14 protein-coding genes and 1 tRNA gene are annotated in these 18,617 nt (G+C 62.5%); 2 read left to right on the forward strand and 13 right to left on the reverse strand.

What is annotated here, in order from left to right:
• Nucleotides 1–18: 18 nt before the first annotated feature.
• From AAF555_00515 to pyrF, 12 genes are all read right to left on the reverse strand, one after another.
• Nucleotides 19–95, reverse strand: a tRNA-Asp gene (locus tag AAF555_00515).
• A 302-nt stretch (nt 96–397) separates the two neighbouring features.
• Nucleotides 398–2,476 carry a TonB-dependent receptor plug domain-containing protein gene (locus tag AAF555_00520; GenBank protein MEM6910040.1) on the reverse strand — a complete coding sequence of 693 codons (2,079 nt, stop codon included), beginning with the start codon at nt 2,474–2,476 and terminating at the stop codon, nt 398–400.
• 254 nt (nt 2,477–2,730) lie between these two features.
• Nucleotides 2,731–5,976 carry an ABC transporter permease gene (locus AAF555_00525; GenBank protein ID MEM6910041.1) on the reverse strand — a complete coding sequence of 1,082 codons (3,246 nt, stop codon included), beginning with the start codon at nt 5,974–5,976 and terminating at the stop codon, nt 2,731–2,733.
• Entirely contained in the window at nt 5,973–6,641 is a 669-nt protein-coding gene (locus tag AAF555_00530; protein ID MEM6910042.1) for an ABC transporter ATP-binding protein, read from the reverse strand. Before AAF555_00530 ends, AAF555_00525 begins: the two co-directional genes overlap by 4 nt.
• A complete protein-coding gene (locus AAF555_00535; protein ID MEM6910043.1) occupies nt 6,613–7,872 on the reverse strand; it encodes a phenylacetate--CoA ligase family protein in 1,260 nt (419 codons plus the stop codon). Before AAF555_00535 ends, AAF555_00530 begins: the two co-directional genes overlap by 29 nt.
• A gap of 32 nt (nt 7,873–7,904) precedes the next feature.
• Nucleotides 7,905–8,450, reverse strand: a complete 546-nt coding sequence (locus AAF555_00540; GenBank protein MEM6910044.1) for a hypothetical protein — start codon at nt 8,448–8,450, stop codon at nt 7,905–7,907.
• Entirely contained in the window at nt 8,447–8,908 is a 462-nt protein-coding gene (locus AAF555_00545; protein MEM6910045.1) for an acyl-CoA thioesterase, read from the reverse strand. Before AAF555_00545 ends, AAF555_00540 begins: the two co-directional genes overlap by 4 nt.
• Nucleotides 8,909–8,918: 10 nt before the next feature.
• On the reverse strand, nt 8,919–9,998 hold the full coding sequence (locus AAF555_00550; GenBank protein ID MEM6910046.1) for a M20/M25/M40 family metallo-hydrolase: 1,080 nt from the start codon (nt 9,996–9,998) through the stop codon (nt 8,919–8,921).
• Between the two features lie 67 nt (nt 9,999–10,065).
• Nucleotides 10,066–11,616 (reverse strand): glutamine-hydrolyzing GMP synthase, encoded by a 1,551-nt coding sequence (gene guaA, locus AAF555_00555; GenBank protein ID MEM6910047.1) that lies wholly within the window; start codon nt 11,614–11,616, stop codon nt 10,066–10,068.
• Nucleotides 11,613–13,070 (reverse strand): IMP dehydrogenase, encoded by a 1,458-nt coding sequence (gene guaB / locus AAF555_00560; GenBank protein MEM6910048.1) that lies wholly within the window; start codon nt 13,068–13,070, stop codon nt 11,613–11,615. The genes guaA and guaB overlap by 4 nt, the downstream gene beginning before the upstream one ends.
• 100 nt (nt 13,071–13,170) lie before the next feature.
• Nucleotides 13,171–13,770: an orotate phosphoribosyltransferase gene (pyrE, locus tag AAF555_00565; GenBank protein ID MEM6910049.1), complete on the reverse strand. Its 600-nt coding sequence runs from the start codon at nt 13,768–13,770 to the stop codon at nt 13,171–13,173.
• Nucleotides 13,730–14,503: an orotidine-5'-phosphate decarboxylase gene (gene pyrF, locus AAF555_00570; protein ID MEM6910050.1), complete on the reverse strand. Its 774-nt coding sequence runs from the start codon at nt 14,501–14,503 to the stop codon at nt 13,730–13,732. The genes pyrE and pyrF overlap by 41 nt, the downstream gene beginning before the upstream one ends.
• A gap of 63 nt (nt 14,504–14,566) precedes the next feature.
• On the opposite strand from pyrF, the gene AAF555_00575 reads away from it, so the two are divergent.
• Nucleotides 14,567–16,162 (forward strand): S8 family serine peptidase, encoded by a 1,596-nt coding sequence (locus AAF555_00575; protein ID MEM6910051.1) that lies wholly within the window; start codon nt 14,567–14,569, stop codon nt 16,160–16,162.
• A 211-nt stretch (nt 16,163–16,373) separates the two neighbouring features.
• On the opposite strand, the gene AAF555_00580 is transcribed toward AAF555_00575, so the two are convergent.
• Nucleotides 16,374–17,105 carry an outer membrane lipoprotein-sorting protein gene (locus AAF555_00580; protein MEM6910052.1) on the reverse strand — a complete coding sequence of 244 codons (732 nt, stop codon included), beginning with the start codon at nt 17,103–17,105 and terminating at the stop codon, nt 16,374–16,376.
• 82 nt (nt 17,106–17,187) lie between these two features.
• Between AAF555_00580 and AAF555_00585 the strand changes: the two genes are divergently transcribed.
• Nucleotides 17,188–18,615 carry a glycosyltransferase family 39 protein gene (locus tag AAF555_00585; protein MEM6910053.1) on the forward strand — a complete coding sequence of 476 codons (1,428 nt, stop codon included), beginning with the start codon at nt 17,188–17,190 and terminating at the stop codon, nt 18,613–18,615.
• The last annotated feature ends 2 nt before the right edge of the window (nt 18,616–18,617 follow it).

Consider the following 18,617-nt stretch of genomic DNA (forward strand, 5'->3'; position numbering starts at 1 on the left):
CCCCCACTCGAGAGGGGGTGGCGGAGCGGACGGGACTCGAACCCGCGACCTCCGGCGTGACAGGCCGGCGCTCTAACCAACTGAGCTACCGCTCCTTTCCGGATCGCCCGAAAAGCGAGAGCGCGATGTATAGCGGCGGGCAGAAATGCTCGCAACCGCTTTTTTGATAGCCGCTCGCCCCGTCTCATACCAAGCTGCAGAATTGGCTGGTAGAATGGCCGAGTGGATTTCGGGCCAGACCAAGGCGCGGTGAGGGCGCGGTGCAGGCACCGTAACCGAGGAGCAACGCAGGGCTGGCTCGAAAGACACCGGCTCTCCCTTCCCCGCGCTTCAGCGCCTCTTCCTCACAACACCTCCCCTCCATTCTTCCAGTGAATTCTGGAGGTTGGTATCAGGCTCAGAAAGTAAAGGTCGTCCGCACACCCGCCATGGCCGGGGTGCCGATCGATCCGACCCCTCCGGGCAAGGTCACATTGCGATTGGTGAAATACTCCTCATCGGTCAAATTCTCACCGAAAAGGACGACCTCGAAGGCCTCCTGGGCGAAGCCCACTTGCGCGCTCACCAGGGCATAAGCTGGCTCCTCAGCCAGCGGTGTTTCCAAATCATCATACCAAGTGTCCCCCACTCCCCGCAGGCCAACCCGGGCAAAAACGCCGGAGGGGTGCTGGTAGCGGATTCCGAGGTAGGCGTCGAAGGCCGGGGCATAGGGCACTCGATTGCCCGTCAGGTCCGCGCCCGTGACCGGGTCACGATAACTCTCAAACTCGGTCTGATTCACCCCGACCGACAACTCAAACCCGAGGCCATCGAGAGCATTCCCTTGGTTGAAAGGAGTGAAATCCACTTGCAGCTCGGCCCCGAGCGAACTGACTTCTTCCGCGTTGGCAATGAAGTAATCCGTGGCGCTGAATTGGCGCTCCACCTGATAGTCCTCGACCCAGTAATGATAAGCGGTCAGGCCGGCTCGCAGCCGACCGTCGAGCAGCGTCCCCTGCACGCCGAATTCCACAAACCAATTCCGTTCGGTATCGAATTCAGCCAAAGCCTCCGAATTCGCAAAAGCGCTGTAGCCACCCAGTTTGTGCGCCACGCCAAAATTGCTGAAGACCGTCCACTCCTCGGAAGCTTCCAGAGTGAAGCCCGCTTTGGGACTGAACTCGGCAAAATCTTGCTCGGTCGCCAGATCGGGAATGCGGAAAGGAAGGAGAGGACTCGTTTTGGAGCGGTTGAGCGCCTTGTCGGCCAAGTCCACGCGGGCACCGAAGAAAACACGCAGGGCCTCGACCGGTCGGTAACCTGCCTCGCCGTAGAAAGCGATTGTCTCCTCTTCGATCCGGAAAGTGGTCGTCTCCTCCAGGGGCACGATCCCGAAAAGTGTCGGTAGACCGATCCCGGTCACTCCCACTCCCTCAGTGGCATTGCTCGAGAGAAAGAGCCCTCCGCTCAGATCGAAGTCCTCCTCCCCGGGGCGATAGCTGACCCGCGTTTCCGAAAGCCATCCGATCTGCTCTTGCTCGATCCCGGAAGAAAAGAAAGGCAGGGGAGAGAAATCGAGGTCGGACAAATACGGGCTGAGGTCCCAACCGCGTCGAGCCAGAACGGTCGAGAAGTCCCACTCCTCGCCTTCGTAGGCCACCCGAAGCGAGACTCGATTGGCCTCCCGCTCCATCAGGCCAGGCGTCCCGGAGGCCACCAGACCGAAGTCCGCGCTCGCGAGCGACTGCAATTCGGGCGCGCCATCCTCCCAGCGATCCCACCCCGCCTGCAGTTCGGCCTCCCAGCCTGGAGCCGCCTTCCAAAGAAGCGAGCCAAAAACCCCGCCCCGCTCCCGATCGCCTTCCCGAATGCCGAGTGCGCTATTGCGAAGAAAGCCGTCTCGCTGCTCATACTGGCCTCCGATCTGGAGGAAAAGGGTCCCCGGAATCAAGGGACCTCCCACCCAACCGCTGGCACCCAAAAGTTGGTAGGTCCCGGCCTCAGTGGAAAGTCGGCCACCCCAAGTATCGCCAGGACGCTCGGACTCGATCTCCACCACCCCGCCGTAAGCGCCCGCCCCGAAGCGAGTGGTTTGCGGGCCGGTCCAGACCCGGGCAAAACTGGCATTGTCCAAGCCCCCCACAAAGGTGGAGGCATCGAAGTAGGGCACCCCATCGACGTAAAAGCTGAGCGCCGGATCGCTGAAAAACGGGGTATTCGAAAGGCCCCTCACGGAATAGACATCCCCGTAACCGACCGTCCCGGCATCACTCGCAAAGACATTGGGCGCCAAGAAGGTCAAGTCCTCCAAGTCGGAGACCCCTTCCTTGTAAAGCGTGTCGCCCGGGATGGGGGAGGTCGTCGCGGCGTAATCAAAAAGAACCGAGGAACGGGTGGCCACCGCCACCACCGGATCCGCTTCCAGGATTTCTTGGGAGAATCCAGGCACAAGCGCACACAGCCAAAAGGAGAGAGTCAAGGGGAGGAGGTTTTTCATGAGCCCCTCCCTCCCGAAAAAGAGGTCTCGGGTCAACTGAAAAGACCTCATACCAAGCTGCAGAATTGGCTGGTAGAATGGCCGAGTGGATTTCGGGCCAGACCAAGGCGCGACCAGGGCGCGGTGCAGGCACCGTAACCGAGGAGCAACGCAGGCCTGGCTCGAAAGACACCGGCTCTCCCTTCCCCGCGCTTCAGCGCCTCTTCCCCACATCACCTCCCCTCCATTCTTCCAGTGAATTCTGGAGGTTGGTATCACTCATTGCGTAAGAACGGCAGCAAGCTCCGGCGAAAGGAAAGAGCCGTGGCCCAACGCGACGCCAGATACCCCCCCACCAAAACCAGCGCCATCACCAGGAGCACCAGCAGCCAAGGAAAGGCCCCCCGCGCCCCCAAGCCGGCCGGCAAAACAGCGATCAAAGCGGCCCCCGCCCCCAGAGCGATGCCCCAGGCCACCAGCCCAAAGTGCTCATGGTGAACCAGCGCCTGAAGACGGGAACGCCTCACCCCCACCCCCTCCAGGAGCGCCAACTGCCCCCGGAACTCCACCACATTTCTGCGAAAGAGGACGAGAAAACCGACGCAAGCGAGCAACAACCCGAAGCCACCCAAAAGGAGAAACATCTTGAGGTAGGTGTTCTGGACCTCGGCGTAGGCCAACAAGCGGTCCCGGGTCGTGCTCACCTCAGCCCCGTAAGCCTCGAGCGCGCGGGAAAGCGAAGCCACACTCGCCGAAGACGCCTCCCCCCCTCCCACCAGAAAAACCCGATGTCCAGCTTCCGCGGGGAAGAGATCCTGGAAAACTTGTTCATCCAAAAGAAGCGCGCCTTGGAGAATGGACGTCGCCAAAAGACCCACGATTTGGAAGCGCAAGGTTTCCTCTCCGGCGGGCAGCTCCACGATTTCGCCAAGCGACTTACCCAGGGCCCAGAGAGCTGAGTTTTGGTCGACCACCACGGGAACGGCTCCCCCCGTCCCCGCTTCCCGCAGAAGCGACCAGGCCGCGGCCTCTCCCTCTGCCAGACTGCTCGAAAAGGCAAAAGCCCCGCGTTCTTCCAAAGCGCGCGAAGACACCCCGAGCAGCTGCGGTCGCCGAGCTCGCGCCAGGTTCAGGCAGCTCGCCTCATCGCCGGGCAAGAGTCGCATCGGCAGCCACTCGCCTTCCCGCGACAGCCCCAGCGCATCCCGTTCGAAAGGATCGCGCAAATCAGGAAAAACCGGGAGCGCCGTTTCCACAAAGAACCGGTAGCCCCCCGTCGGCCCACCAGGCCTGGCCGAATCCGCCTCGCTCAAGCTGATCCAAAAAGCCAGCACCGCAGCCACCATGAAAAAACCAAAAGCCGAGATTCCCAAGACGGCCAGCGCGCGGTCGGGCCGCCCTCGCACCAGCTGAAGCGTCCCTAGAAACGGCTTCCGCGGCTGACTGCGCCACCAACTCCGGGCCCCCAAGAGCGCACTCAGCAGGAGCAACATCCCGCCGCCGTAAAAAGCCCCCGCTGCGGCCTCCCCCGTGGAGCCTCGACCCGAGAACAAAAGGCCAGCGGCCCCCAGCGCCAAGCCGGCCGCCAGCCACCAGGACCAGCGAGCCGCGCCTGCTTTCTGGGGCTGGCTAGTGAGCGCGCCCCCATGCAAAAGCGCCACCAGAGAGAGCTGGCGCAGAAGCCTGAAAACCGACCAAGCCACCACCAAGAGCGCGGGCAGCCCGGTGGCCAGGGCCCCCGCCAGAAAGCTCGCTTGCGAGACCACCAGCGCCACCTCCATCCCGACGGTGGCCCCACTCCAGGCCCCATTCAGGCCGCTTAAAAAAAGCTGAGCCACCGGGGCCGCCAAAATCATCCCTAAGCCAACGCCCAGAAAAGCCACCAGCAAACCCTCCGCCACCAGCAAGCGGCCAATCTGCCATCGGGTGAAGCCAACCGCCGCCAGCAAGCCCAGCTGGCTCTGCCGCTGCTCCACCCCAAAGCGAAAGGTCAAGCCCACCAGAATGAGAGCGGCCGCCACCAGGAAGACACTCATCCCGGCGAAAAGTCCCCCGAAGTCCATGGCCTCCTCCGCTGCCGCCAGCAATTCCTCGGTGTCCTGCGTGAGAAAACCGAATTCCGCGGGATCGATCTCCCGCTGGATGGCTTGCCGCAGCCGCTCTTCATCGAAGTCTGCCTCCGCCACCCGCCACTCCGTCAGTTGCCCGTAACGATTGCCCCACAACTCCCGCGCGCGGGCATAGGGGAGGAGTGCTTTGGGCGTTTCGCCCCAGGTCGTCCAGTAGTCTTCATCTTGATCGCGAATGGCCGCTTCCTCAAAAGGAATCCCCGGGTCCCAATCGCGACAATTCTCCGTCCCCATGACGCCTGGAATGTCCGGCACCCAACCGGCCTGGAGACCCTCATCCTCCATCGCCACGATCGCCTCCACGACCGACTCGGCGCGTTCCTCGCGCAGCTTCCCGTCCTCCTGCACTGCGAAGAAACGCATCTCGAGTTTGTCTCCTAGGCCCAGCTCCAAATCATCGGCCAACCACTGATTGATCACGATCCCCTCGGGCGAAATTCCCTCCGGCACCGGGCCCACCCCTGGCGGAGCGCTCGCTACGAGCGAATAAGGCGCCGCCTCCTCTCCTTTGGCCAAGGCGTTTGCCAGATAAGAAAAAGAAGCCTCTCCCTCAGGGAAAGTCCCGCGCAGCACCTGCTCCAAGGAGGCATCCAGGAAAAGACGTTGGCTTTGGATCCGAAGGGTGCTCCCGCGCCAGGCCGGCTCGAGCTTCAGCCCGAAGTCTTCCGGAGTTTGCACCTCGCGGAAGGTCTCGATCAGCCGCTGGCCCTCCTCCTGGGCGGTCGCAATCACATTGACCTGGCCCTCCAACTCCGCCAAGCGCTGGACCTCCCCGAGCGGCCCCACCAGCGTCGGCTGCTCTTGCTGTTCCGCCCGGAGAGAAAAACTCCCATGGGTGGAGGGCTCCAAGAGGCCCGCGATCTGCAAGCGCTGACGGACACTCGTCTCCTCGATCGATTTCGAACCCGAAAGCGGCGCGTCCTTGGGTAAAAAACTCGGCTTAGGCAAAGACAATTGGAGAAAATCCCCCGCTTTCACCCCGAGCGCATCCGCAAGCACCCGATTGACCCGCCAACCCTTGCTCTCGCCCCCTCCGCCAAAAACTTGGGCGAAGTCGGCATCGATCGCCAAGACCTGGATTTGATTGAGGCGCTGCCCGGTCTCCGGCCTGCTGACATGGCCGGTCAGAGCCAAAAGCGCGGCCGCCTCCACCCCCTTCTCTCGCAAGCGTTCGGTGATGTTCTGGGCGGCGAAGCGATCGCCGGTCACCAAGACACTTTTCAGCTCTCCCACCCGCCTCTCCAAACGCTCCTGCAAAGCGGCATCGATGGAATCGCCCGTCCCGAGCGTGCCAATGACCACCGCCACCGCCAGCGCCACCATGGCCAAGGTCAGGGCATGGGCCGCCCGAAAATGCCACAGGCTCCGGCCAATGAGACGCCAAATACTCATGAGACCACCTTGCCGTCTCGCAGTTCCACCCGCCGATCGAGCCGAGCCGCCACCTCCGCGTCATGGGTGACCAAGACCAAGGTCTGCTCCGGCCCGCTCGTCAATTCCAGGAGCAGGTCGACCACATCCTTCGACGCCTGGGCATCAAGCGCGCCCGTGGGCTCGTCCGCCAGCACCAAGGCAGGCCCATGCAAGAGCGCCCGGACCAAAGCCACTCGCTGCCGTTCCCCGCCGCTCAGCTTCCAAGCCAGCCGATCCCGTTCCGCAGAGAGCCCGACTCGCCCTAAAAGGCCCTCCGCTCGCTCCAGGACTTCCTCCGAAGCAGCCCCCTGGGCCAAGGCAGGAAGAAGGGCGTTTTCCAGGACGCTGCATTGCGGCAACAAGTGATGCAGTTGAAAGACGAAGCCCAGATGCTGGCCGCGAAAAACCGTGCGCTCCTTGTCGTCCAAGCTTTGCAGATCGGTTCCCTGCACCACGACCGAGCCAGCATCCGCCCGGTCCAGGGCTCCCATCAGATTGAGCAGCGTGCTCTTGCCACAACCGGATGGACCTTGGATGGCCACGCTCTCTCCGGCGGCCACCGTGAGCGATAAGCCATCGAGCACCCGGTCTTGGCCGAAGTGCTTGGTCACCTCCTCAAATTGAATCGCTCTTTCCGTCCTCATCTCTTCGCCAGCGCTTGGCCTTGAACTCATAGCGTGGGAGCGACTCCGCCGGAGCCACCTTCACATGAGCGCGCAGTCCCAGGATATCACGAATGTCTTCTCCCAGTCGACGCGCCACCAAGTCAGGAGACTCCGTGCGAAGCTCCACTTCCAAAAACATTTCTCGCATTTCGCGGACGGTCCGGATCTCCACCTGGTATTCCACCACCTCGGGGAAAGAGCGCACGATCTCTTCGACCGCTCCCGGGTAGACATTCACGCCGCGAATGACCTCCATATCATCCCGCCGGCCCAGGATCCCGCCGTCAAAAATCATCCGCTGCGAGCCCTCGATCTCTTCTCGCCGCAGCCGGACCAAATCGCCCGTGCGATAGCGCAGCAGCGGCATCCCCACCCGACGCAGCGGAGTCAGCACCAGCTCCCCCACGGCTCCCTCCTCCACGGGCATCTCGTCCTTAGGATCGATGACTTCAGCGAAGTAAGCGCTTTCGATCAGGCAGAGGTGATGGGGGTGGCCGGCATCTTGGTAGGTCACCGGGCCCACTTCCGTCATCCCATGATGGTCGAAGACCGCCGCCCCGCCCCAGCGCTCCGAAATCTGATCGCGAATGAGCGGCAAGCTGCCTCCCGCCTCGCCCGCCACGATCACGCATTCCACCGAAAGCCCCGGGTAGTCCACCGCCTCTTCGCCTAGGCGGAGGGCATAGGTCGGCGTGCAACAGAGCGTCGTGGCCCCCGTCCGAGCCATCAGATCCAGTCGCGAGCGGCCGGACAAGCCTCCGCCGGGGAGACAGAGATTGCCCCGCTCGAGGGCCGCCTCGTAGGCACTCCAAAAGCCGAGGAAGGGGCCAAAGGAAAAGGCGAACATGACCGGCTCGCCCGCTCGCACCCCGGCCGCCTCAAAGACCTTTTCCCAACAGGCCAACATCCCCTGCCAACTCTCCGTGGTGTCCAGCCAGGGAAGAGGCCGACCGGAGCGGGTCCCGCTGGTCTGGCAGTAGCGGGTGTAGCGATTTCGGGCGTAGGTCAGATTGTTGCCAAAAGGAGGGCTCTCTTTCTGGTCCGCGAGAATTTCCGACTTGGTCGTAAACGGCACCTCCCGCCGGAAACCCGCAAAAGACTCGCCGGCCGCCTCCCAATCGATGTCGGACAGCTTGCGTTGGTAAAAAGTATTGCGCCCCTGGCGGATCTCCCGCAGCAGGTAGCGGAGGGACTCGAGGCGATTCGGCATGGTCTAGAGGGGGGACGGAAAGACCATGGGGATCACTCACCCGGTTTGGACGCCACCTCCGCGGCCACCGGCGGCTGCGGAACGCTCGCCTTGGCGGGCAGAGGTTTGTAGAAAGAGACCAGACACCCCCCGGCAGCCGCGCACAGGATGCCGAGCCAGAACTGAGGCCGCGTGCTCGAGAAATCAAAACCGCCTGCCACCCCCACCGCCACAAAAGCGTTCACAATCGGGGCCCCGCCGAAGACGATCGACATGACCACGCTCGGCTTGCCCCCCGCTCCGAAAGCCAGAAGAACGCCCAGCGCGCCGACCGCTCCCAGCGTCCCCGCCAAGAGGCTCAACCAAACGCCGCCCGAGCTGAACCGGAACTGGATTCCCTGCATCAGCATGATGAGGGCGGGGGCCAGCACGGCCACCAGGAAATAGGCCAGGCCCACGATCAAAAAGGCCTTGTGTCGACCGCCCACCGGATCGCCCATCGCCACTTGGCCCTTGTGCAGAAAGACCCCGTATAGCCCCCAACAGACAACTGTTAGCAGCACGAAAATTAACCAGCTATTCATTGTAAAGTGTTTCAAGTGAGGGCCTCCCATTCTTCTAGTGAGGCCGCTTCGGCGACCATGATCTGGCTACGAATCTCGTCCGGGATAGAGACCGCCTTCATGGGGCCATCCGGTTGCCTCCGGACACAAACCACCTTGAGCGCGCCCTTGGCGGCCACTTCACCCGTTTCCTTTCGGAGAAGAAACCGATGGTCGAGGGACTTGCTCCCCACTTGGCTGACCCGAAGCTCGACCGTCACGACTTCTTCAAACTCCAGAGGACGCCGATACTCGGCCGAGGCCTTGACCCGCGGCCAACCGACACTTTCGTCAAAACGTCCCTCTTTTTTCGGGTGCACGGAGAATCCCAGCGAACGATAAAAAGCGTGTTCGGCTTCCTCCATGTAGCGGAAAATCTCAGCGAAGTGGACGATGCCCGCCATGTCCGTCTCGGAAAAGGCGACTCGACGCTGGTAGCTGAATTCCGAGCCCATCTCCTTAGCCCTACACATAGTTCCGGAGACTTGCCACCTTGGCTTCGCCCAGTTGGCTCAGCAGTTCGCAAGCCAGCGTCACCATGGCCCGGTAGTCGTGCAAATCCACAATGGCGTGGTGCGAATGAATGTAGCGAGCCGGGGTGCCCAGGACCACGCAGGGAATCCCGCCATGGGCCTGTTGCACGGCCCCGGCATCGGTCCCGCCCGAGCGCCGGACCGCCACCTGATGAGGGATGCGCTTTTCCTCCGCCAGTTCGATCGCTAGATCGGTGAAGCGAGGCGAGAGCAAAGCGCTCTTGTCATGGAGACGAATCTGCACCCCTCCGCCGAGGATGCCCTGCATTTCCCCGGGAGAGAAGCCATAGGTGTCGTCGGCGGGCGGGCCTTCCAAAAGAATGGCCACGTCGGGGCGCACCTTGCCTAAGAGCGTGTGCGCGCCGCGCAAGCCCATCTCCTCCTGGACCGTGCCCGCGACCGTCACCTGATTGACGCTCCCGCGCTTGCCAATCCACTGTCCGACCTGAATCGCCCCCGCCATCCCCACCCGATTGTCGAAGGCCTTGGCCATGTAACGATCCGGCACCGCCAGCTCGCGAAAGCTCGAGAGAGGCGCCACGGGATCGCCCAGGCGGATGCCCAAATCTTTCTTGACTTCGCTGCGACTACTCGCCCCCACGTCGATGACCATGGAAGTGATCGGCAAAACGCGGCCGCGTTCCTCGGGGCCTAGAAAATGGGGCGGCTTGGAGGCGATCACCCCTGGGATCTTTCTCCCCTCCCGGGTCTTGACCGTGACCGGCTGCGAAAGCAAAGCGTGCTCCCACCACCCGCCCAAGGGGACGAACTGGAGAAACCCATCTGGAAGAATATTTTGGATGCGGAAGCCGACTTCATCCATATGACCTGCCACCAAAACCTTGGGGCCTTCCCCCGGGAGATCACAGTAGACCGAGCCTTGGGCATCCCCATGGAGCGAGCCGCAGCCCGAGAGTTCTTCCACAAAAAGATCCCGCACTTCGTGCTCAAACCCCGGCACCGCATGGGCCTCCGTGAGGGAGCGGAGCAAAGGGACGGTCGAATCACTCATGTCCCTCCCTACACAGACTCCCGGTGGCAGCCAAGGGCGAAATCAGCCGTCAAAAAAATGGCTCCCCTCACTCCCACTCAATGCTGGCAGGCGGCTTGGTCGAAATGTCGTAGAGGACACGATTGATCCCTTTGACGTCGTTCAGAATCTGATTGCTGATGTCTCGCAGCAGCGAGTAAGGCAGCTCCACCCAGTCCGCTGTCATGGCATCCTCGCTCACGACCGCCCGCAGGCTGATGGCCCACTCGTAGCTGCGTTCGTCCCCTTTCACGCCGACCGTCTTGACTGGCACAAGGGCGGCGTAGGCTTGCCAAGTCTTTTCATACCAGCCGCTCTCCTGGAGCCAACCGATGAAGATGGCGTCGCACTCCCTGATGATGTCGAGCTTGTGCTGCGTGACCTCGCCCGGACAACGAACCGCCAAGCCAGGACCGGGGAAGGGATGGCGATGAAGAATATCGTGGGCGATGCCCATGGAAGCACCCAACTGGCGGACCTCGTCCTTGAAGAGTTCGGCCAGCGGCTCCAGGACCTTGTCCTCTTTCTGAAGCGCCAAGATGCGGTCCACGCGGTTGTGATGGGTTTTGATCTTGGAGGCTTTGGACTTGTCGTTGGAAGCGCTTTCGATGACATCCGGATAAAGCGTTCCCTGGGCCAGCATCTCGGCTTGGCCGACTTCTTCCCAGAAGACATCGATGAAGAAATTGCCGATCAGGACCCGCTTCTTCTCAGGGTCCTCCTCCCCGGCCAGCTTCTCCAGCATGCGGGCCGAGACATCCACGGTTTCGATCGGCACCTGCATCCGGGCAAAATTCCGCTCCACTTCCGCCGCCTCCCCTTTTCGGAGCAGCCCATGATCCACGAAAATAGCCCGCATCTTCACGCCGGCTTCTTTCAAGAGCACCGCCAGGACCGTGCTATCCACCCCTCCACTCACCCCGCAGACCACCTGCTTGGAGCCCACCTTGGCCCGGATTTCATCCAGCATTTCCTTCTTGAAATCCTCGATCCGGAAAGGCAGCAGCCCGCTGGCTTGGTTCAGGAAATTTCGCAAGATCTGCATGCCCTCGTGGCTGTGGGAAACCTCGGGATGAAATTGGATGCCGAAGAAGCGCTCGCCCCATTGGAGAGAAACCGGAGTGTCCGAACGATTGACCGCTAGGACCGAGGCATTCTCCGGCAAGTTCTCGACCGTGTCGGAGTGGCTCATCCAGACTTGGCTCGATCGAGAAAGCCCTTGATACAAGCCGTCCCTGGCCACGGGGCAAAGCTGGGCCGGGCCATACTCCCGTCGATTGCTCGGCTTGACGCTCCCGCCGAACTTGATGTTCAAGAGCTGCATCCCATAGCAGACGCCGAGCACGGGCACCCCGAAGGCTTGCAGCGCTGGAAAATCGATATCCGGGGCGTCCGGCTCGGCCGTGCTTTTGGGGCCGCCGGAAAGAATGATGGCGCCGGGGCGGCCCAAGCTGGCGAATTCCTCCAAGGCGTAGAGCTTGGCCACAAAGCCCAGTTCCCGCACGCGCCGCACGATGAGTTGGGTGTATTGCGAGCCAAAATCGAGCACCGCCACGTGCCCGGTCTCGTCGAGGACGGCCCTGTCGGGGAGTTGGCTCACAGTTCGGCGCTCGGTTGGTAATTGGTGGGTTCTTCGGTGATCACGATGTCGTGCGCATGGCTCTCGCGCAATCCCCCCACCGTGATGCGGGTGAACTTGGCTTTCTCCCGCAGCTCCGCCAGATTGCTTGCCCCCACATACCCCATCCCAGAACGCAGGCCTCCCATCAGTTGGAAGACGACATCGGCCAAGGGCCCTTTATAAGGCACCCGGCCTTCCACCCCCTCCGCCACCAATTTGCCGGAGCTGTTTTGGCCGTAGCGATCCCCCGAGCCCTTCTTCATGGCCCCGACCGAGCCCATACCGCGATAACTTTTGAAACGCCTTCCCTGATAGTGAATGGTCTGTCCGGGGCTCTCCCGGGTCCCGGCTAGGACGCTCCCGAGCATGACAATATCCGCGCCAGCTGCGATCGCCTTCACGACGTCGCCCGAGTAGCGGATGCCCCCATCCGCGATCACAGCCACCCCTTGGTCCCGGCAGTAACCCGCCACGTTCTGGATCGCGGAAAACTGCGGCATGCCCACCCCGGCGATGACCCGCGTCGTGCAAATGGACCCCGGTCCCACCCCCACCTTGACCGCGCTCGCTCCCGAGCCCACCAGCGCCTTGGCCCCCTCTTCGGTTACCACGTTGCCGGCGACCACCGGGGTGCCCAAGCCGGCCAACTCCGCGACCACCGCCATCACGCGATGAGTGTGTCCGGTGGCAGCGTCAATGAAGAGCGCGTCCGCCCCTGCTTCCAGCAGGGCTTCCGCCCTTTCTCGATACTCGGGCCCCACGCCCACCGCACCCGCACAGCGCAGCCGGCCATCCGGGGCTTTCGCCGAGTGGGTGAAGGTCCTGCGTTTTTCGATGTCTGCTCCGGTGATGAGCCCGGCCAGGCGACCATCGGGCTCGAGCAAAGGGAGTTTTTCGATTCGATGTTGGTAGAGAATGGTGCGGGCTTCTTCCAGACTGGTGCAACTGGGCGCGGTCACCAAGCGCTCCCGCGGCGTCATGACCTCCGCCACCGTGAGCGCGAGATTGTCCTGATAGCGAACGTCCCGACCCGTCACGATGCCGACGACCTGTTCTCCTTCGCCCAGAACGGGAAAACCCGAGACGCCTCGTTCCTCCATCACGCCCTTGACTTCGGCTACCGTCAGCTCCGGCGTGACCGTGAAGGGATTTTGAATCACGGCATTTTCAGAGCGCTTCACCCTGCGCACCATGAGGGCCTGGTCCTCAATGGTGGCATTGCGGTGGATCACTCCCATGCCTCCCTCCCGCGCCAAGGAAATGGCCAGCTCCGACTCCGATACCGTGTCCATGGCCGCGGAAACCACCGGAACCTTGAGAGGAATCTCTCCCGTGAGGGCCGTCGAAAGATCGGTATCGTTCGGAAGCACGCCGCTTTCCTGCGGCAACAAAAGAACATCGTCGAAAGACAATCCCACCTCGATTTGGCCCATGCGCAAGGAGAGCGCGAAAATCTGAGCTGTCGAGAAGAAGGTTTCTCTGGAGAGGTTTCAGGCTTCGGGGTTCAGAAGCGAGAAAGCACCAGCCTGAAACCTACCCCACCTTCTTCGTCCCCGGCCGCACCACCGGCAAACTCCCCAGCTCCTCCGGCAACTCTCCCTCTTCGTAAGTGGGAAACTGCACTTCCATGCAACTTACCAAGGGCCACCCCTGCCAATTCTTGAGCCCCGATCGATTGACCAGCACAAAGACCCCGGCGATCTCCCCGCCCTCGTCTTTCACAAAGTCCTTCAGCTCCACCAGGGTGCCTCCGGTGGTGATGACATCCTCCACCATCAGCACCCGCTCTCCCGGGAGAATCTGGAAGCCACGCTTCAAGGCCAAGGCATTCTCGCGGGAGCGCTCGGCATAGATGGTGCGCACCCCCAAGGCCAAGCCCACTTGCTGTCCCACCGGAATGCCCCCGACGGCAGGCGAAAGCACCACGTCGATTTGCCCCAGCGCCCCGAGCGCCTCCAAGCGCTGCTCGATCATTTTCTGGACTTGGAAAGGGTGCTGCACCAGCAGGCCCTTTTTGACGTAATGGCCGCTGTGGCGACCGCTGGCCAAGAGAAAGTGCCCCTCCTCCAAAGCCCCGTAGCTCTTGAGAAAATCAATCGTTTCCTCGGGCGATTCGGGCAATTTGGTCTGCATAGGCTTGGGCCTTTTCTTGGAAGCTCTTCTCCGGCTCTGCAAATGAAATCCCCCGCGACACATTCACCACCCACGGGGCTTGGCGCTCCTCAATCCGCAGGGAGGACAACTCGCCTCCTTGGGCCCCCAGACCCGGAAGCAGCAGGGGTAAGTCGCGCACCCGGTCCATGACCTCTTCCGCGGCATTGGTCAGGCCCACCACCAGCCCGACATCCCCGGGAAGCCCGGCCGCCCGCTGGGCGAAGTCCTGCACCAGCTCGAAGAGAAAGCGCTCCCCCACCCGCTGGAGCTGGAGGTCGGCCGCGCCTGGGTTGGAGGTCACCCCCAAGAGATAGACGCCCCTCCCGGGATACGCTAAAAAGGGAGCAATCGAATCCATGCCCATGTAGGGACTGAGGGTGACCGCGTCCACGTTCCAATTCTCAAAGTAGGCCTTGGCATAGTGCGCCTGGGTCGCGCCAATGTCGCCTCGTTTGGCATCCAAAATCACTGGGCAATCCTCCGGAATCCATTGAAAGAGACTTTCCAAGGCCTCGTAGCCCGCCCGGCCCATCGACTCGAAATAGGCCATATTCGGCTTGAAACAAGCGGCATGCGGCAAGGTTTCTTTGACCACTCTTTCCAGGAAATCGACCACTCGCCCTTCGATCCATTCCGGGCGAGGATCAAGCCCGACACAGAGCCGACTTCCCGTGGCTTCGATTCGACGCCCTAGCTTTTCCCCATACCGCATCCCCTCCTAAAGCAAGCGCTCTCCCGGGGCGCAACTCCTGACTCTCCCCGCCGTTTCTTCGCCATGCCCCCACCTCTCCTCCGCAGCCTGGTTCTCGCAGGCGCCTTGCTGACCGGTTTCTTCTGGTGGGCCTTATTGAGCGATCCCCACCCACCCGACGCCCCACCCTCCGAGCCAGGCCCTTTCCCTCGCGCCTCGCAAGCCGAGCCCACCCAGCCCCTGGTATTCCTTCCCGGGGCCGAGCTTTCCACCGAGCCAGCCAGCGGACTGGCCGAGTCAGTGGGTGGGCAAGAGGCCGGAGTGCGGTTGGCGGCCGATCCCATGACCATTCCGGGCGAGGCGCTCTTGCGCTTTTCCGATGCGGCTGCGCTGGAAGGGTTTCTCGCCCGGCTGGGGAACTCCCCTTCTCTCCAAGTGCTGGCTCGGCTGGATGGTTTCCACGCCCTCCGCGTGCGCTTCGCCGACTCCGCAGACCTGCTGGCTGCCACGGGCGATCCAGAACTCATTGAGCCCAATTTTTACGTGACCATTCCAGAAGCGCTCACCAGTCCAGAGCCCTCTGGCGACCCCGTGGGTTTCGGCTCCTCGGCACTATCCTATCTCGGTCTGGCCGACCACCAAGGCCTGGGAGAAGGGGTCACCCTGGCTCTCATCGATTCGGGGGTCGCCCCGCACAGCAACTTCGAGGGCGTCTCCCTTCAGCATTTCAATTTGAGCGCCTCTCCCAGCGTCGAAAATGGACATGGGACAGCCGTGGCCTCAATCCTGGTGGGCGGACACCTGGGACTCTCCGGGGTCGCCCCGGCCGCCCACCTCCTCAGCTACCAAGTGACCGACGCCGCCGGAGTGACGGACACCTTCACTTTGGCTTCCGCCATCCAGCAAGCCGTGGATGCCGGAGCCCAGGTCATCAACCTGAGTTTGGGGACCACCGGAAACAGCCAACTTCTGCGCGACGCCGTGGCCTACGCCGCCTCGCAAGGCGCTGTTCTGGTGGCCGCCGCGGGGAATAACGGGAGCGACCAAGCGCTCTACCCCGCCGCCCTCGACGGCGTAGTGGGAGTGGGAGCGATTGATGCCCGAGGTGAGCTGGCCTACTTCTCGAACACCGGGGAAACGGTCGACTTGGTGGCTCCGGGCTACCAAGTCCATGCCGCCTGGCCGCAGGAGCGATTTCTGCCTTTCAGCGGCACCTCGAGCAGCACCCCCTTTGTGAGCGGGGCCATCGCCGCCACGCTCTCGAGCCACTCTGGGCTCACTTCCTCCCAGGCCGCCCAGCACGTCCTCCGCTACACCAATGACGTGGGGCCACTCGGGCCCGATCCACTCTACGGCGCCGGCATCCTCGACATCGGCCGCAGCCTAGTGGGGTCCACCCCGGGGGTGGTCGATCTCGCCTTGAATGGCCTGTATCAACCCGATTCAGCCAATTTCAGATCCCAACTCCTGGTGCAAAATCGAGGGACGGAACCCCTCTTGGGCGCCACCGTCACCGTCACTTCCTCGGGCCCGCCCCAGGACTTCCTGGTCCCCTCCCTCGCCCCTGGGCAGACTCATGTTTTGCAGGTGCTCGTGGGGCCCGAGGGTTCCTTCCAAGCGGTCGCCCGGGTCACCAGCGAGACCGACGTCCGACCGGAAAACAATCGCCTGACCCGTTGACCAATCATACCAAGCTGGAGAATTGGCTGATAGAATGGCCGAGTGGATTTCGGGCCAGACCAAGGCGCGACGAGGGCGCGGTGCGGGCACCGTAACCGAGAAGCAACGCAGGGCTGGCTCGAAAGACACCGGCTCTCCCTTCCCCGCGCTTCAGCGCCTCTTCCCCACAACACCTCCCCTCCATTCTACCAGCGAATTCTGGAGGTTGGTATCAGTCCCAGATCGGTTTCCGAGTGGGCTGGTCGCTTCGCAAGCCCTTGGGCAATTTCAGCTCAATGTAGGTCCAGCCGCGCAGCCGACCGCTCTCCGGCTTGTATTCCTCCACCACCATCTGTTGCGGGAAGAAGCCGCTTTCGAGGTGCTGCACTTTGTCGATGCGAAAACGCCGGATGCGCTCCCCCTCTTCGTTCAAGCCATTGACCTGCATGAGGGCGAGCTGCTTTTTCTCGACCCACACCTCCACCGAGGCATAGGGTCCGGTCTCCCCCGGATTGGTTAGATGCAGCTGCCAGCAATCCTGCCCCTTGATGGTATCACTTCCCAGGAGCTTGACATCCTCCCAGTAGAGAAAGCGCAAGGCCAAGTCCTCGATCGTGACATCCGTCATGCGCAGCCCTTTCTCGAGGCGCTTCGCTTCCACGGCCGCGAAGTCCTCCTCGCCCTTCCGGTAAACGATCTCGTGCCCGTCCTTGCGAATGCGGAATTCATACTCCTCAGACGGCCTGGAAAGGGAGAAGCGGATGACCTCCCCTTCCATCGCGATCTTGATAGGCGAGTTGATCCGCCCCTTCCGGAGAAAGCCTTCGAAGCTGACATTTTGCAGGCGGGCGTTTTCGCGAACGGCTGCCAGGATGGCGGAGGCATCGGCCTCCTCCGCCGAAAGAGCCGGGAGCGACCCCGCCCCAAGACCAAGGAAAAGAAAGGGAGCAAGCAAGGATTTCATGACGAGACTGGGACGCACCGGAGAGACAAAGGATTCATTGGCAGCCCCGGTCAAGCACGCTTAGATCTGCGCCTCCCAGCTCATGTTGCGCTACTCTCCCCTCCTCTTTTGGACCTTGGTGGCTCTGACCGGGTTGCGCTTGCTGGCAGGAGGGCTCTGGGAACTCTCCCCGGCGGAGGCCCTCCACTGGCAAAACTCCCTCTCCCCCGCTTGGGCCTACTTCGAGGGGAGCCCAGCCTTCGCGGGGCTTCTCTGGCTGTCCCGACAGCTCTTCGGAGAAGCGGAGTGGGCGCTCCGGCTTCCCGGTCCGCTGCTGCTTTTCGCCAGCAGTCTCTGGCTCTTCGACCTCGGTCGCAAGTTGGCCGACGAGCTGGCGGCCGCCCTCGCGGTCGCCCTTCTCAACCTGGTTCCTCTGGCCAATGGCCACGCTCTCCTGGCCACTCCCACTCTCTTGTGCACCAGCGCGCTCTTCGCCTTTCTGAAGTGCTCCTGGGACGCCCTCCAGCAGAGCCGTCCCTGGAATCCTGCTTGGCCCCTGGCGGGGCTTTCTTTGGGACTGGCCACCTTGACCCACAGCGAGTGCCTGTGGCTTTTGCCGCTCTTGTTGGGCTTGTTGGCCGCGGATCGGCGATGGCGCTATCATTTCCGCCAGCCAGGACTCGCTCTCCTGATCGGGCTCGTCCTGCTTCTCTGGTTGCCCCAAGCCCTCGCGCAAGCCGCCTTCCCCCAGGCTCCTCGCGATCCCCCCGCTTGGGGTCGCTGGCTTTCTCTTCAAGTGATGGCTTGGACGCCGTGGATCCTGCTTGGCATCCTCTTCGCCCTCGGCCAAACCCTCCTTTCAGGTCGCCTCTCTCTCCCCGCGCGTTTCCTTTTGGCCTTTCTCCTTCCGCTCTTGGCGATTTCCCTACTTCGCCCCTCCTTCTCCAGTCTCTCCGCTCTCAGCCTGGGCAGCCTGTGGGCGGCTTCCGCCTGGAATCGATGGCAGGCCCAGCCCGTTTGGAAGGACTGGCTGCGACGAGCGGTCTTCGCCTGGGCCCTCCTCAGCAGCCTGGGGCCGCTCCTGAGTGACTTCCTTCGCCAAGAAGGCTTGGCTTGGCCTCATGAGCGCGACCCTACGCAAGGGCTCAAAGGTTGGCGGGCTCTCGCGGGCGACCCGCGACTCGCCGCGCCCGATCATTTCCTGATCGCAGAAACGCCCGGCCTGGCCGCCGTTCTCACCTACTACCGCTTGCGAGAGAACGGACAGGCTTCTTCTCCAGTCCAGCTTCGGCAATCGCCCCTGCCCCGGGGACAAGCCTCTTTTCTCCCTCGCTACGATGCCAAAACCGGGGGCGAGCGTCCCGGAAGCCAGGCCCTTTATCTGTCTCTGGAAAGCGAAATCCCGGCTTCCTTGCGGTATCAATTCGCCTCGGTTCGACCCCTGGGAGAACTCCGGATCACCCGCGCGGAACAAGCACTCCGGACCGTCAAAATCTTCTCTTGCCAAGACTTTCAACCCTCCCCTCTGTAGGC

The organism is Verrucomicrobiota bacterium, from assembly GCA_039027815.1.
Taxonomy (GTDB): Bacteria; Verrucomicrobiota; Verrucomicrobiia; order Verrucomicrobiales; family JBCCJK01; genus JBCCJK01.